Genomic DNA, 15032 nt, shown 5'->3' with positions numbered 1-15032 from the left:
GTTCATAACGGCCGTAGTCTTGACTCACCAAACCAACATTTGCCAACATGTTGTATTTACTCTCAGAAGAAACACCCTTATACGTTATGCTCCCCAGGGCAATTGGTGTAATTCCAAGAATTGCATTTATTAGCGTTGTTTTTCCCGCGCCCGAGGCACCAACTACTGCAATCATTTGATTATTCATCAGCTCAAGATTAATATCTTTAAGCGCAAAAGACGACGCGCCCTCATACTGAACGGATACATCTTTGCATATAATTTTTGAAATATTTTCATGGTTAGGGTTAGAAGTTTTTATCTCAGAAGCATGGTCGTAAGTATCAGAGTCGCATACCCTTCGGAATTGCTGAACAGATAATGCTCCATTAATAATCTGACCAAATGAATATCCCACCTCTTGGGTCGCATCAACACAGGCAATGATTCCAATCAGCGATCCGGCCACATACGATATATTGGCGCCTGAATCCACAAGGAAGTACAGGGACGCAAAAAGTAAGACAGAGCAGAGTAGCCCTGCAACTATGGAGATGATTCCTCTAACACTTTCAAGGCTCAATTCCCTACCGGCCGCCCGGCGTCGCCAGGACGCTACGCGTTGCGAGAAAAATCGGGAGGCTCTCATGAGGTGAAGTTCTTGGGCTCGACTCTGAGCCATCAGATTGTCTAGATAGTAGTTCTCTGCCCGATAATCCTCGTACATTAGGGTGTAGATAGCGTAATCACGTTTAGCGAGAATCACCATTGCAATGGCTAAGGGCAATGAACACAGTGCCGCAAAAATTGCTGCCACAATGCTGACGTTCGCGATATTAAGACAGAGAAGTAACACCATTGCGAAGGCACTCACCAATGTCATAACTGACATGGTGTGAACCTGCAATTCCTGTTTCGATATTGCCTCTCTAGCAGCACGTATATCTTCCTGCGATTTTGTGCTACCTATATCAGATAATGGAAATGTAGATAACCTGTTATTTAACATGCAGTGAACCCGATAATTCACCTTTGATTTGAGGATCAGCATGTTACTTATTACCCAACGTTGGGCAATAATATTAATTCCAACAACAAGGGCAAGCGCAACAATATAAATCCAGGCCGCGCCACCATTCGAACCGCTCAAGGCTGACACTGTATTACCAATCAGCAGAGACTGACTCAAGGGAATGCAGGCGATGACGGCTAGCGATAGGGCGACGCTCACCAGGGTTGTGGGACAGGTTTTCCATGCTAGGCGGAAGGACCAGAGTATAGAAGAAAATAGCTTTTTCATTCTCACCACGCTCACAAAGTCATACTGAACTCATCTTTGAGCCCTACAACTCCTCGATGAGCGGACATCGAAACACTACCCGTGCCTCATTAGTTACCCTACTCCTCACTGAAATATAAAACACACATATTCGCGCGTGTCCAAGAATATTAAGCAGATGTATCTGCGATAGTTCCGGACATCCATGGGTCAGCCGACAGCCCTACCCGCAACACCCCCCAGCCGCCCTTCGTCATAGTCAGTCATATTAAGTTCATATTTCGCCCCAATGTCATGTCCAGAAATATTAGGACATCAACCGCCGTATCCCTTGCATGCCCTCGGAAGCGGTGGGTAAAGTGAAAGCGTTATCTATCAAGAGCGACCGAGAGATCTGGCTCGTAGACGTCGCAGCAACCTCGCCAGTATCCCCCACCGTCACGGTGCAGGGTACGGACAAGGTGCTCCCGCCAGAACCGATAGAGAAGAATACCCTTCGGCACCCCTTGATGATGTGCACCCGCAAACCGGTACAGCACATCCTGCAGAAGAATTCGCGCACCCTCACGGTGCGTATCTATCGGGTGAACACGAAGGATGGTTATGGCTACAGTTCACCCGGCTCTTTCTTTTGAGCTATTCCCTCCGCGCTCACAGGCGAGCTGTGAGTCGCTGCTCCGCACCATTGCGGAGCTTGAGGGCACCAACCCCGACTACGTGTCGGTCACCTACGCCGGTGACGCTAAGCGCCGCCAGAAGACCTTGGCGCTGCTCGACCACCTAGTGCATGAAACCTCCCTCACCCCGCTGGCTCACCTGATTTGTGCAGGCCACTCGGTGCATGAGCTGGAGCGCGCAGTCCGCCTAATTCTGGGTCTGGGAGTGCGCGGCTTCCTGGCTCTTCGCGGTGATATTCAGGAAGGTCAGGTTTCTGAACTTCCTTTCGCCCGCTACCTGGTAGAGCTCATTCGCCGCGTGGAGCGTGAAGATTTCGCCCACCTGGCGGCTGGCAAGGTGTCGATTGGTGTGGCGGCGTACCCGCAGAAGCACCCCGAGTCCGCATCCCTGCTGCAGGATATTGAGATTCTGCTGTCCAAGCAGCGTGCCGGCGCGGACTTCGCGATCACTCAGGTGTTCTTTGAGGATGAGCGCTACAGCGCCCTGGTCGATTCGGCGCACCTGGCAGGCGTGGATATTCCGATTATTCCGGGCATCATGCCGGTAACCTCGCTGAAGCGGTTGCAGAATCTCTGCCAGATGGCGGGCATGGAAGTCCCGACGGACCTCGCCTACGCCCTAGAGACAGCAACCAGTAGCGCTGAGCTGCACCGCATCGGTGTTGAGTACGCGTTGAACCAGTGCCGCGCCGTGATGGACGCGGGCGCGCCGGGTCTGCACTTCTTCACCTTCAACGAGCATGCGGCGGTTCTGGACGTTCTGGACCAGCTGGACCTACCCCGATACAGCAACCGTTTCTCTCAGCCGCTGAGCGAACTGGAATACGCCTAACCCCCATAACGCTCCTTGTCGGATGCGTTTCCATAATCTCCCCCACAAATATTCCGGGAGTTACGACCCCCGTTTCACCGCCCACCGCTGGGTGGCGAAACACCGGAACTGACTCCCACATCTATCCCCAGTAAAGGAAAAATTACTATGTCGAACACCGCATTCCCCGCCGCAACCATTGTTGGTTACCCCCGCGTGGGCCGCTTCCGTGAGCTGAAGAAGGCTCAGGAGGCTTTCTGGAAGGGCAAGGCAACCCTGCAGGAGCTGCAGGACACCGCCGCTGACGTGCAGCGCACCTACTTCGAGCGCGTGACCGCTGCCGGCCTGAAGGCTGATAACTACTCGATTCCGGCAACCTTCTCCTACTACGACCAGGTGCTCGACGTTGTTCGCCTGTTCACCCTGGTTCCCGAGCGTCTGGCTGAGGCTAAGGATGCACGCGGTCTGCTGGATCTGCCCGGCTACTTCGCACTGGCGCGCGGTACCGAGACCCTGCCTCCGTTGGAGATGACTAAGTGGTTCGACACCAACTACCACTACCTGGTGCCCGAGATTGGTGCCGGCACCGAGATTAAGCTGAACCTTGAGGCCATTGACGAGCAGCTCGAGGTCGCTAAGGAGGCTGGTGTGAAGGTTCGCCCGCAGATTGTTGGTCCCCTGACCCTGCTGCTGGGCGCTAAGGCTGAGCAGGGTTCCGCTGAGGACTTCTCCCCCGTTGACCGTCTGGATGAGTTCGTTGCCGCTTACGCTCAGGTGCTGGAGCAGCTGGCTGAGCGCGGTGTTGAGTGGGTTCAGCTGGATGAGCCGGGCCCGACCGTGGACCGTGCCGACAACGCGAAGGTTGCTGAGCTTGCCGAGCGCACCTACCGCACCCTGGCTGCCGGCGAGAAGCGCCCGCAGATTCTGGTGACCAGCCCCTACGGTTCCCTGCGTGAGAACCTGCCGGCTCTGCTGGGTACCGGTATTGAGGCTCTGCACCTTGACCTGGTGCACGGCGTGTACTCGAAGGCTGAGCTGGAGTCCGTTTCTGCCGCTGGTGTGCACCTGGTTGCCGGTGTTGTGAACGGCCGTAACGTGTGGCGTGCCGATGTTCGCGCGGCTCTGAAGACTCTGGAGGCGCTGCCCGGCGCATCCGAGGGTGCCGTGTCGGTGTCCTCCTCGACCTCCCTGCAGCACGTGCCGCACGACCTGGCTCTGGAAGACCCCGCCGAGGTTCCCGTGGACGGCCTGGCATTCGCCGACCAGAAGGTTGCCGAGATCGCCCTGCTGGCTCGTGGCCTGGCTGAGGGTGAGGCTGCTGTTGAGCCGGAGCTGAAGGCTGCTGACGAGGCGCTGGCTCGCTTCGCCGCTGACCCGCGCAAGCACAACGACGAGATTCGTGCCCGCGCCGCAGCTGTGACCGCTGAGGACTTCAACCGCCCGACCATTGATGTTCGCCGCGCGGCTCAGGCTGACCTGAACCTGCCGAAGCTGCCGACCACCACCATCGGTTCCTTCCCGCAGACCGCTGAGATTCGCCGCCGCCGTGCGGAGGCTCGTGCGGGCAAGATTTCCGCCGAGGAGCTGAACGGCTTCCTGCGTGACGAGATTGCCTCGGTCATCAAGCTGCAGGAGGAGCTGGGCCTGGACGTGCTGGTTCACGGTGAGGCTGAGCGTAACGACATGGTTCAGTACTTCGCTGAGAACTTCGACGGCTTCGCAACCACCCGCCACGGCTGGGTTCAGTCCTACGGTTCGCGTTGCACCCGCCCCTCGATTCTGTTCGGTGACGTGAAGCGTCACGGTGAGGGTCTGCGCGGTGAGGCGTTCACCGTGCCGTGGAGCTCCCACGCACAGTCGCTGAGCGACAAGCCCGTCAAGGGCATGCTCACCGGCCCCGTGACGATTCTGGCGTGGTCCTTCGTGCGTGACGACCAGCCGCGCCGCGAGACCGCTAACCAGGTGGCTCTGGCTCTTGCCGACGAGATTGCCGACCTGGAGGAGGCGGGCATCCGCATCATTCAGGTGGACGAGCCGGCTCTGCGCGAGCTGCTGCCCCTGCGCCGCGATGAGCAGCCGCAGTACCTGGATTGGTCGGTGAACTCCTTCCGCCTGGCTACCAGCGGCGTGAAGGATTCCACTCAGATTCACACCCACCTGTGCTACTCGGAGTTCAACGAGATTATCGACTCGATTAACGCTCTGAACGCTGACGTGACCAGCATTGAGGCGGCTCGTTCGCACATGGAGCTGCTGGCTGACATTCCGGAGAGCTTCGTTTCCGGTCTGGGCCCGGGCGTGTGGGACATCCACTCCCCGCGTGTTCCTTCGCAGGAGGAGATTGAGTCCCTGCTGAAGGCTGCGATTGGTTACGGCACCATTGCTGACCTGTGGGTGAACCCTGACTGCGGCCTGAAGACTCGTGATTACGAGGAGACCAAGCAGTCTCTGCGTCACCTGGTGGACGCCACCAAGGCGATTCGCGCGTCCCTCTAGGAGGCGCCTCTTGGTTCCGCTGCCTGCTGCGGGTTGACCGGATGATGGTTTGCTCGCGGTAACCTGCGGCAGGTGGCGGTTGTTCGGCTTCGTGCCGGTATGCGTACCGACTGTATGCCGAGCTTTTGGGGATAGATAACGGGCCCGCCCGTACGGTTTTTCTTCTGCACTGTACGGGCGGGCTTTTCTGTGCTGTTTTGGGGCGCCAATGCACTGGTGTTCAAGTGGTTTTTTATTTGAACTTAGGGTATAAATTACTCTAATTTTAAGTGTGGTCTGACCAAAACACATACTTACTCAACCGAGAAAGTATTTATATTCATTACACGACTTGAGGCAATGTTGCCCAGTAGACAGATGTACATCACACAGATTTAGCACTTCCCCGTAATTCCGGGATAAAAACAGCATTAATAGAATAATCACTCTGAATATCCGTTCACCCTAGTGAACATTCTACTGAAAACATTCCCATCAGATTAGCATTTTTATAAGCCGCTGTTTTTAGAATTCCAGCATGACTACTACCACTTCATCAAAGAAGAAGAAGGGTTCTGTACCCCGCTGGCTCGCAATTCCGGCGCCCAAGCCTCAACTGAGCGAGGCTGAAGTTAATGCAAAGTACCCGCGCATGCGTCTGCAGGTTTTCATGGGTATTTTCATCGGTTACGCGACCTTCTACCTGATTCGTAACAACGTCCCGCTGGTCACCCCGATTCTGACCAAGGAACTTGGCTTCAGCAACGCGGCTATTGGCGCGCTGTCTACGGCGCTGCTGCTGGCTTACGGTTTCAGCAAGTTCTTCACCGCAATGATTTCTGACCGCTCGAACGCGCGTCTGTTCCTGCCCATCGGTCTGGTGCTCTCGGGTGTTGCCAACATCCTGCTGGCTATGACCGGTTACATGGGTGAAGGTGCGGGCGCGGCGGGCTACGGTGCCGCTATCGCCTCCATCATGGCGACCATTATGGTCTTCAACGGCATCTTCCAGGGCATGGGCTGGCCGCCCTCGGGCCGCGTGCTCGTGAACTGGTTCTCCACCAGCGAGCGCGGCGCGAAGGTTTCGTGGTGGAACACCGCCCACAACGTCGGTGGTGCGCTGTCCGGCCTGCTGGTTGCGTGGGGCTTCTCCATGTTCGGCAAGACCTGGGAAGTTGCTTTCTGGTTCCCCGCAGTTATCAGCTTCGTTCTGGCGTTCGTGGCGTGGCTGCTGATCCGTGACAACCCCGAGGCTGAGGGTCTGCCCACCGTTGATGTGTACCGCAACGACCCGCACAAGGTTGAGTCCACCGCTGAGGATCGTGCAGAGTCCACCTGGACCACCATCCGTAAGCACGTGCTGACCAACTCGACCATGGTGTACCTGGCTCTGGCGAACGTGTTCGTGTACACCCTGCGTTACGGCGTGCTGGTGTGGGCACCGAAGTACCTGCACGATGTGCGCCACGCTTCCCTTGAGGGTGGTATTGCGGGCTTCTCGATTCTGGAGCTTGCCGGTATTGGTGGTACCGTCCTGTGCGGTTACGTTTCTGACCGCATGTTCAAGGGTCGCCGCTCCCCCGCGGGTATCCTGTTCCTGATTGCGACCGTTGGCGCGATTCTGCTGTACTGGCTGCCTTCTTCGGATGCGCCGCTGTGGATTGCGTACGTTGCGTTGGCTCTGATTGGTGGCCTGATTTACGGCCCGGTCATGCTGATTGGTCTGCAGGCTATTGACCTATCCCCCTCGCATGTTGCGGGTACCGCTGCGGGCTTCACCGGCCTGTTCGGTTACGCGTTGGGTGCGACCCTGGCTTCTGCCGGTATCGGCATTATTGTTGACCACTGGGGTTGGGGCACCGCGTTCGTCTTCATGATTGTGTGCTCGGGTCTGGCGGTTCTGTTCCTCTGGCTGGTTAACGGTGCTGAGAAGCGTCTGATGGCTGAGCGTGCAGAGAAGCTGGCGGCTCAGGCATAATTGCCCAGTCTTTCGTGTAGGGAAGCCACACGTTTGCTGGTGAGTCACCATATGGTGGCTTGTCGGTAATCGTGTGGCTTCTTACGTTAAGAACCTAGAATGGAACCATGACTACTAACTCTGGAATCACTAAAGAATGGGTGGATGAAACCGTCAAGCCGGGCGACGATTTCTTCCGCCACGTCAACGGTAAGTGGCTTGCTACCCACGAAATCCCGGCGGACCGCCCCAAGGACGGCGGCCTGTACACCCTCCGCGATAACGCAGAGAAGCACGTGCGTGAGCTGGTGGAGAAGATTGCGAAGGAGCAGCCGGAGTCCCGTATTGGCGCACTCTACAACTCCTTCATGGATGTTGAGAAGATTGAGGCGGACGGCCTGGAGCCGCTGCTGAAGGAAATCGCCCCGATTCTGAACTCGGCAACCCCCTCCCACCTGGCTGTGACCCTGGCGCTGCTGTCTCGTGCGGGTCTGCCGCAGCTGTTCGCCTGGTACACCAGCAACGACCCGAAGGACCCGAAGAACTACACGTTCTTCCTGTACCAGTCGGGTCTGGGTCTGCCGGATGAATCCTACTACCGTGAAGAGAAGCACGAGGCTGCATGCGCGGCGTACGTTGAGCATATTGCCCGCATGTTTGAGCTGACCGGTCTGGCTGAGGGCTTCGGCCTGACCCCGGAGCAGGCGGCTCAGCTGGTGTTCACCCACGAGTCGGAGCTGGCTCGCCTGCACTGGAACGTCGTGGAGAACCGCGACGCTGAGGCGACCTACAACCCGTACCAGGCGACCGAGCTGGACGAGAAGTTCCCCGGCTTCCCGTTCTCGCAGTGGCTGCTGGCTCTGGGTGCCGACCCGGAGACCCTGGGTCAGGTTATTGTGGCTCAGCCGTCCTTCTTTGAGGGTGCGGCTAAGCTGTTCACCTCCATCCCGCTGATGAGCTGGAAGCTGTGGGCTGTGTGGACCGTTCTGCGTTCGCGTGCGCCGTTCATGTACGACGAACTGGTTCAGGAAAGCTTCAACTTCTACGGCAAGACCCTTTCCGGCACTCAGCAGATTCGTGAGCGCTGGAAGCGCGGCGTGGGCGCTGTCGAGAAGGCTCTGGGTGAGGAAATTGGCCAGGAGTACGTGGCTGTGCACTTCCCGCCCTCGCACAAGGAGAAGATGCTGGTTCTGGTCGGCAACCTCCTGGAGGCGTACCGCGAGTCTATTGAGTCACTGGACTGGATGACTGAGGCAACCCGCCAGAAGGCGTTGGAGAAGCTGTCGAAGTTCGTCACCAAGATCGGTTACCCCGATAAGTGGCGTGACTTCTCCGCACTGGAGCTGGTACCCGGTGACCTGTTCGAGAACCTGCGCCGTACCGGAGCGTTTGATGCTGACTGGCTGATTGCCCGTAAGGGTCAGCCGGTGGATAAGTCGGAGTGGCTGATGACTCCGCAGACCGTGAACGCGTACTACATGCCGCCGGCGAATGAGATTGTGTTCCCGGCAGCGATTCTGCAGCCGCCGTACTTCAACCCGGATGCTGACGATGCGGCGAACTACGGCAATATCGGCATGATTATTGGCCACGAGATTGGTCACGGTTTTGACGATCAGGGTTCCCGCTATGACGGCGACGGCAAGCTGGAGAGCTGGTGGACTGAGGAGGATTACGCGAAGTTCAAGGAGCGTACCGCAGCACTGGTGGAGCAGTACAACGCGTACGTTCCGGTGGGTCTGGATCCGAAGTTCCACGTGAACGGTGAGCTGACTCTGGGTGAGAACATTGGCGACCTGTCCGGCATGTCGATTGCATTGAAGGCGTACCGTCTGGCGTTGAAGAAGCAGGGTATTGAGTCGCTGGATGAGGCGCCGGTGATTGACGGCATGACCGGTATTCAGCGTTTCTTCTTCTCGAATGCTCGCGGCTGGTGCACGAAGTCCCGCCCGCAGCATGCTGAGGTGATGATTTCGGTGGATCCGCATTCGCCGGATGAGTTCCGTGTGAACGGTGTGGTGCGCAATATTGATGAGTTCTATGAGGCGTTTGGTGTCTCTGAGGGCGATGCACTGTACCTGGCTCCGGAGGAGCGCGTGCGCATCTGGTAGCATCCCGATAAGGGTATATGCTTTATTGCGTATATAAGTGAGGCGCCCGCCTCGTGGTTTCTAGCCACGGGGCGGGCGCCTTTTACTTGTAGAAGTTATACGCCTCTAGGCTGAAGCTTTTAGGAAGCAGAAGCCGATGCAGTGGCACTAGAAGTAGCAACCGGATTCACTGTAAGCTTCCAGTCGCCATTCTCATAAACTCCACGAATGATGGCATCTCCAGTAATTTTGCGGTATTCCTTGGGAGACTCCATCACTTTCCCCTTGTATACAGCAAACTCACCGTTCTCCAAAACCATCTTTACATTCCAGATATAGCTATCACCATCGCGGGTCGGTTGAGGCGTATTCATAGCGACAGTAACAGTTTGTTCTTGGCGCCAGACCTCCCCCTTTTGCAAAGCATCATCGAAGCTACCAGGCGTGGGTTCAAGGGTGGTCTTCAATTCTGAAATATCAATACCGCTTTCACGCAAAGGTTCAGTCTTTCCGGTACGCCCATAATATTCAGAAGCGGCGCCAAAGAATGCAATGGACTGGTAGAAGCCTTCCACGCTGTTCTCGTTAGCAACAGCGGGCTTCACAGGTACAGGAACATTCTTGGGCGGCTCGGTACGGGTACCTTCCTTATAACCTGCAGGCTTGGAAGTGTAGCCGTCCAGGACCGCAACGCCGGAGTAGTCGCTACGAACGCTCTTAGATGCGGAAGCAGATGCGCTACCGGATGCATTGCTGGATGCCCTCTCGGATGCGTTGCCGCTGGTTGCTTGCGGCTGAGCGCCGCACGCTGCCAGGAGGGTTGCGCCACCGGCGGCTACAACCATGCCGAGGGCAGATCGGCGGGTTACGTTCTTCATTGGTTCTCTCTATCTACGGTGGTGGCGCCCGCCTCGTGGGTTTATTCCACGGGGCGGGCGCCTTTCTATTTCAGAAACTATACGTTTCTAGGCTGAAGCTTTTAGGAAGCAGAAGCCGATGCAGAAGCCTCAGATTCAGACTTCATGCCAGTCAGCTTCCACGCACCGTTCTCGTAAACACCGCGCAGGGTACGCTCGTTGACGTTCTCACGACCGCTTTCGGGGACCTCCAGAACCTTATCCTTAGATGCCATGAATTCGCCGCGGGTAAGGGTGAAGCGAGCATTCCAGGTGTATGCCTTACCATCGCGGGTGGGCTGTGCGGAGAGCAGGGTGATGGTAACAGTCGGGTCGTGCATCCAGACTTCGCCCTTGACCAGCTTTTCCCCGAGGGTGCCGTCTTCCGGCTCGAGCATCGACTTGAGTTCGCTCTTGTCCATGGCGCTTTCACGCAGGGGCTCGGTCTTACCGGTACGCATGTAGTATTCCATGGCTGCGCCGAAGAACGCGATGGACTGGTACAGGCCCTCCACGCTGTTCTCGTTAGCGACGGCGGGCTTGGTCGGCACGGGCACGTTCTTGGCCGGCTCGGTGCGGGTTGCCAGCTGGTAGTCAGCAGGCTTGGAGGTGTAACCGTCCAGGACAGCAGGACCGGAGTAGTCGGCGCGTGCGTTGTTAACTTCGGCATCCGAGGTAGAAGCGCTACCGGATGCAGATGCAGAGCCACTGGATGCCTGAGACTGCGAACCGCATGCCGCCAGGAGGGTTGCGCCACCGGCTGCGGCAAACAGGCCGAGTGCGGATCGGCGGGTTACGTTCTTCATTTTTTCTCTCTATCTGTGGTGTGTTTTCCGCACCGTGGTGCGGGTGATGCCTGCGGCATCTAACGGGAAGACGGCACTACACGAATGTAGTGCCGTCTTACAGTATATGTTTATTGGGCTTGGTATTTTTTAGCCGCCGTAATAGTAGTAGTGGCTGTAGGAGCTGCCGTAGTAGTCGCTGATGACGATGCGGGTGCGGCGGCCGTAACGGTCGGAGTAGTAGCGGTTGTAGGGGGTGCGGCGCACGGTCGGGCGGTAGGTGGTTGCCTGTGCGGGGGTGAGCAGTGCGCCGAGGGCGGTTGCTGCGCCTGCGCCTGCGGCGGCGAGTGCTGCGCGGCGGGTAAGGCGTGCAGGCTTCTTGGTGGCCATGATGTGCCTTTCGGGGTCGGTGTTTCTGTGAAGTGACGTGGCGTGTGCACGGCGTGCGGCTGTGCATTAACCATTTCTTATTGTATGCCTCAACGTTAATGTTTTTACGTGCAGAGTACACCTTCTAGTTGAGGCTTAAACCATGCGGGCTAGTCCACGTTTTCCTGGCAGAAAAATTGCGGAAATATTGGTTGAGAAACACGCCGGGCGCACCCTAAATACGGGCTGAATCGCGGGCTACATGTCTACTTCGGCGAGGCCAGAAATTTCCTTGTCCTTGATGTGCGGGATGGTGGAGCTCCAGTTCATCCACGCCTTGACCTGCGCAGCTTCTTCGGGGTTGTTCATATCTGGCCAGCGGTCGTTTTCCATCTTGAATCGGGTCATTGCGAGGAGGGGGTAGCCCTCATAGATGGGCCCGAAACGCGCAATACGCTCACCCGATTTTGTGTCGAAGGTGACGGAGTCTGGAATTTCGCTATCGTAACTCTCCCTGTATGTGACCTTATCAATCGCGTTGAGCGGGTAGAAGGTTTTCTTGCCGTGCCCGTCGTCTTCTTCAACTCCTTCCGGCGAAATTTTGGTGTAAGAACCAGTCACATCATTGAAGAAGTACAGAAAAGCACACGTGAGAAGGAAAAATCCGACATCTGCAAAATGGAATCCTACGTCGCCCAGCAAATGAGCTATAAACATCAGAGCAGGCATCATAGGAAGCACAACGACAAGCGCAATTATTTCAAGGCGGTCGCCTCGAGTAATGTAAATGTTTTTGGCGTACAACTTCTTGTCTCGGCGTCGGTTGATTTCGTAGACAATGATGGACCGGAACATCTTATACGTCTGCAGGACATTTACTACGCCCCAGAGGGCAATCATGGTGTAGTTCATCATCATGGTGGTCAACTACCCTTTCTATTTATCGGTGACCGGTAGCCTTCCGGCAACGGTGCGGAGAGTGCGGGTTCGTTCTCAGAGTAGCCGAGGAAATCTGGTGGTTAGGCACGGATTTGGGCTATCTGCGCAGTGGTTGCCGAGTCTTCACCGGAGCATTGCGTCGAGTTAACCTCCCGTCTAGATTGGGTGCGATAGGCTAAGGATGTGCCCGCCACCTCACCGGGGCGGGTGCGATTCACCAACCACTACCGCACAAGGACGTACACACCATGAGCGCAGCAGAAGACGGAGCCCTCGCAGGACTTATCGTCGCCCTGATACCGGGTATCCGTATTAAGCTCGGCAAACCCACCCTAAACAAAAGGCAGAAAAGACCCATTGCGGCGTTTATTTTCTTCTGGCTTGTATCTATCCTTGGGTTTGTTGGTGCGCCGATATTTCTCTTTTCGACAGGGACACACGAAGGCCTCGCGGATGAGTCACAAGCGGGGGTGGTCATTGCCGCTTTCCTGATTGGTGTCTTAGGCATAGGCCTGCTGGGTGCTATTCCTCTGAACCACTGCTACGCCTTCTACCTCGAGTTGCGTGAGGACCACGTGCGGTGGCGTAATTGGCGGTGGAAGGAACGCACTTTCACCTACCCCTCCATCACGTTTGCCCATGTGGAGAACAACGGCAAGAACGGGTTCTTGCGTATTGGTAGCACTGAGATGGGTAAGCGTACTTGCAGCTTTGACCCGTATCAGTTCGATGCGACGATTCTGATGGCGCAGGTGCTGTACCGTGACGATCACGGGCGCTGGGCGGAAGAAGACGGCCTGGATGTGATGAGTGTGGTGGGGATGTATGGTTCTTCGCGCGATATTTATGCCCAGTTTTATGACTTGTGTAAGACGAAGTATGTGGTGGGTGTGACGAAGAGTGAGCGTCAGCGTCGCCGCCGTAAGGCTGCGCGTAATGAGGCGCGTAGGCTGGAGCGTCAGCAGGCGCGCGGGGTAAAGAAAGCTCCGAATTCTCGTGAGAAATGAGGTGAGTGATGGAATCTCATAACAAATGGTCAGAAAGAATAACAATGCTTTTTCTGACGATGTGCGTTGGGTATATCTTTTTTATTATTCCTATAAATCTGCGTGATGACAGTGACGGTTTCACCGCCACCTGCACCGTGACTAAGGCGTACACGCAAGAGCGTCGCGGAACGGACCTTGGTGGCATGACTGACATTGGTTTGAAGGGCGTCTTTGAGACGGAGGAGTGCGGCACACTCACAATGTTTGAGCCCCCTGAGGGTTGGAAGATCTCCGCATATGTCAAGACCGCACAGCCTAGAAAAAAGTACCTATTTCACGTGTCTAATCGTTCACCTAAGAAAGATCAAGATTTTGTAACGACCCGCTTTGAAGAAATCAAGGAATAATATTTCCAAGAGGCGGGCTGTCTGCAGATTCATCCACCCACGATCCATACCCAATCAGATATCTCTAAAGTGAGTGTTTCAGTATGTTTATCATAGACTGCATAAAAGATTGCATAAAAGGCTTCTCCGAAGGATTCTTTGGTGAAAAGCGTCCAAGCAATATCATAATCATGACAAGCATCGTAGCAATTATTATTTATATCCTCGTACGCTTTCCATATGAATTACGAGACGACAGTGATGGTATCACTGCTACTTGCACCGTAACGAAGGCATACACCAGGCCTCGAGGCGGCACGATAGGCGAGCTGAATGATAATGCTCCGGTGGGCGTCTTCGAAACAGAAGAGTGCGGCACTTTGTCAATGTATCGGGCTCCAGAAGGCTGGAAAATCCCCGCATACGTTAAAACTGCTCAGCCGGGTAAAAAATATCTATTTCATGTATTAAATTCATCCACAAAAAAGGAACGGGATTTTGAGACAACCCGCTTTGAAGAAATCAAAGAATAACCAGCTCATGAGCTAAAAATAAAGCCCCGGGTGGTGCGAGTTTTCAACTCGCACCACCCGAGGCCTTCTATATGGCATCTGTGGTCTATTTCCCCTTGGCTTGCTTCTTACTATCTGCCAGACCAGATGCCTCCTGCAGCCTCAAGTAGTAATAAACAATGGACTCACGGTTAGTCCACCCATCCACCAGAGCACGATCTGCGGGGTTGCGCATATCTGGCCAGCGTTTCTTCTCAATTCTGAAACGAGTAATAGCCGGTAGGCGGTAGTTTACCGTAGATGGGCTGGAGCGTCACAATCTCATCACCGGATTTTGTGTAGAAATGAAGGGACGCTGCACGCTCACGATCCGAATTGTCCTTGCACACCACTTTATCGATTGCGGTGAAAGGGTAGAAGGGGTCGCCCACCTGTTCCACACCATCCAAGGAGACCGTAACGTACCAGTAGCGGATGCCAGGAAGACCCCTCGTGAAGAAGGGTGAGATGATGAAAGCTGCGATGTCGAACCAGTGAAATCCCAGGTCCATCCCTATATGCATGATGAACATAGGGACCGGGAACATGAGAGCTGCCACCGACCAGAAGGCGACTTCAAAACGGTTCAGGCGAACGACGTAGATGCCTTCTGCGAGTAGTTTCTTGTCTTTGTGCCGGTTCATCTCGTAGGTGATGACGGCTCGGAGTACTTTGTACCCGACGACGGCTCCGTATATACCCCAGAAAATAAGCATGATGGTGTTGACCATGGTCGCTCACTAACCTTTCTATCTATCGGTGATTTGCTGCTTTCCGGCAACGATGCGGAAGTCAGCGGATTTGTTCTCAGGGTAGCTGAGGAAATTGGGTGGTCACGCACAGGTCTTG

General features: G+C 55.6%; 13 protein-coding genes and 1 riboswitch. Of the genes, 7 read left to right on the top strand and 6 right to left on the bottom strand.

Annotated features, from left to right (window positions below):
- The coding region (locus tag HMPREF2845_RS03440; protein WP_070633905.1) for an ATP-binding cassette domain-containing protein at positions 1–1279 on the bottom strand (1279 nt) is incomplete at its 3' end.
- Positions 1280–1627: 348 nt separating this feature from the next.
- A riboswitch (SAM riboswitch) is annotated at positions 1628–1744 on the top strand.
- 117 nt (positions 1745–1861) lie between these two features.
- On the opposite strand from HMPREF2845_RS03440, the gene HMPREF2845_RS03435 reads away from it, so the two are divergent.
- The 4 genes from HMPREF2845_RS03435 (at position 1862) to HMPREF2845_RS03420 (ending at position 9289) form a co-directional block, all read left to right on the top strand.
- The gene (locus HMPREF2845_RS03435) at positions 1862–2767 is read left to right on the top strand and encodes a methylenetetrahydrofolate reductase (RefSeq protein ID WP_070633903.1); all 906 of its coding nucleotides are present in this window, start codon (positions 1862–1864) and stop codon (positions 2765–2767) included.
- A 147-nt stretch (positions 2768–2914) separates the two neighbouring features.
- The gene (gene metE, locus HMPREF2845_RS03430) at positions 2915–5242 is read left to right on the top strand and encodes a 5-methyltetrahydropteroyltriglutamate--homocysteine S-methyltransferase (protein WP_070633902.1); all 2328 of its coding nucleotides are present in this window, start codon (positions 2915–2917) and stop codon (positions 5240–5242) included.
- 517 nt (positions 5243–5759) lie between these two features.
- A complete protein-coding gene (locus tag HMPREF2845_RS03425) occupies positions 5760–7199 on the top strand; it encodes an MFS transporter (RefSeq protein WP_070593833.1) in 1440 nt (479 codons plus the stop codon).
- A 107-nt stretch (positions 7200–7306) separates the two neighbouring features.
- Positions 7307–9289 carry a M13 family metallopeptidase gene (locus HMPREF2845_RS03420; RefSeq protein ID WP_070633901.1) on the top strand — a complete coding sequence of 661 codons (1983 nt, stop codon included), beginning with the start codon at positions 7307–7309 and terminating at the stop codon, positions 9287–9289.
- 119 nt (positions 9290–9408) lie between these two features.
- On the opposite strand, the gene HMPREF2845_RS03415 is transcribed toward HMPREF2845_RS03420, so the two are convergent.
- The 4 genes from HMPREF2845_RS03415 to HMPREF2845_RS03400 all read right to left on the bottom strand — a co-directional run bounded on the left by HMPREF2845_RS03415 (position 9409) and on the right by HMPREF2845_RS03400 (position 12236).
- Positions 9409–10146, bottom strand: a complete 738-nt coding sequence (locus HMPREF2845_RS03415) for a DUF6318 family protein (protein ID WP_049340842.1) — start codon at positions 10144–10146, stop codon at positions 9409–9411.
- A gap of 101 nt (positions 10147–10247) precedes the next feature.
- Complete coding sequence (locus HMPREF2845_RS03410; RefSeq protein ID WP_049352829.1) at positions 10248–10970, bottom strand: DUF6318 family protein; 723 nt, start codon at positions 10968–10970, stop codon at positions 10248–10250.
- Between the two features lie 129 nt (positions 10971–11099).
- Positions 11100–11339 carry a hypothetical protein gene (locus tag HMPREF2845_RS03405; protein WP_049354346.1) on the bottom strand — a complete coding sequence of 80 codons (240 nt, stop codon included), beginning with the start codon at positions 11337–11339 and terminating at the stop codon, positions 11100–11102.
- A 237-nt stretch (positions 11340–11576) separates the two neighbouring features.
- Entirely contained in the window at positions 11577–12236 is a 660-nt protein-coding gene (locus HMPREF2845_RS03400; RefSeq protein WP_049358424.1) for a hypothetical protein, read from the bottom strand.
- A gap of 269 nt (positions 12237–12505) precedes the next feature.
- Here HMPREF2845_RS03400 and HMPREF2845_RS03395 point away from each other — a divergent pair, with 269 nt between their 5' ends.
- The 3 genes from HMPREF2845_RS03395 (at position 12506) to HMPREF2845_RS03385 (ending at position 14165) form a co-directional block, all read left to right on the top strand.
- Positions 12506–13264 carry an ECF transporter S component gene (locus HMPREF2845_RS03395; RefSeq protein WP_236146169.1) on the top strand — a complete coding sequence of 253 codons (759 nt, stop codon included), beginning with the start codon at positions 12506–12508 and terminating at the stop codon, positions 13262–13264.
- A gap of 44 nt (positions 13265–13308) precedes the next feature.
- Entirely contained in the window at positions 13309–13653 is a 345-nt protein-coding gene (locus tag HMPREF2845_RS03390) for a hypothetical protein (RefSeq protein WP_052265082.1), read from the top strand.
- 170 nt (positions 13654–13823) lie between these two features.
- Positions 13824–14165, top strand: a complete 342-nt coding sequence (locus HMPREF2845_RS03385) for a hypothetical protein (protein ID WP_210394518.1) — start codon at positions 13824–13826, stop codon at positions 14163–14165.
- 233 nt (positions 14166–14398) lie between these two features.
- Here the strand turns inward: HMPREF2845_RS03385 and HMPREF2845_RS03380 are convergent, their stop codons facing one another.
- Positions 14399–14914 (bottom strand): hypothetical protein, encoded by a 516-nt coding sequence (locus HMPREF2845_RS03380; RefSeq protein WP_083308728.1) that lies wholly within the window; start codon positions 14912–14914, stop codon positions 14399–14401.
- Positions 14915–15032 lie beyond the last annotated feature (118 nt).

Origin of the sequence: Rothia sp. HMSC065B04, assembly GCF_001812285.1 — a bacterium.
In the GTDB taxonomy this organism is placed as follows: Bacteria; Actinomycetota; Actinomycetes; order Actinomycetales; family Micrococcaceae; genus Rothia; species Rothia mucilaginosa.
The sequence above is the reverse complement of the archived record's forward strand: the minus strand, read 5'-3'. Positions and strand labels throughout refer to the sequence as shown.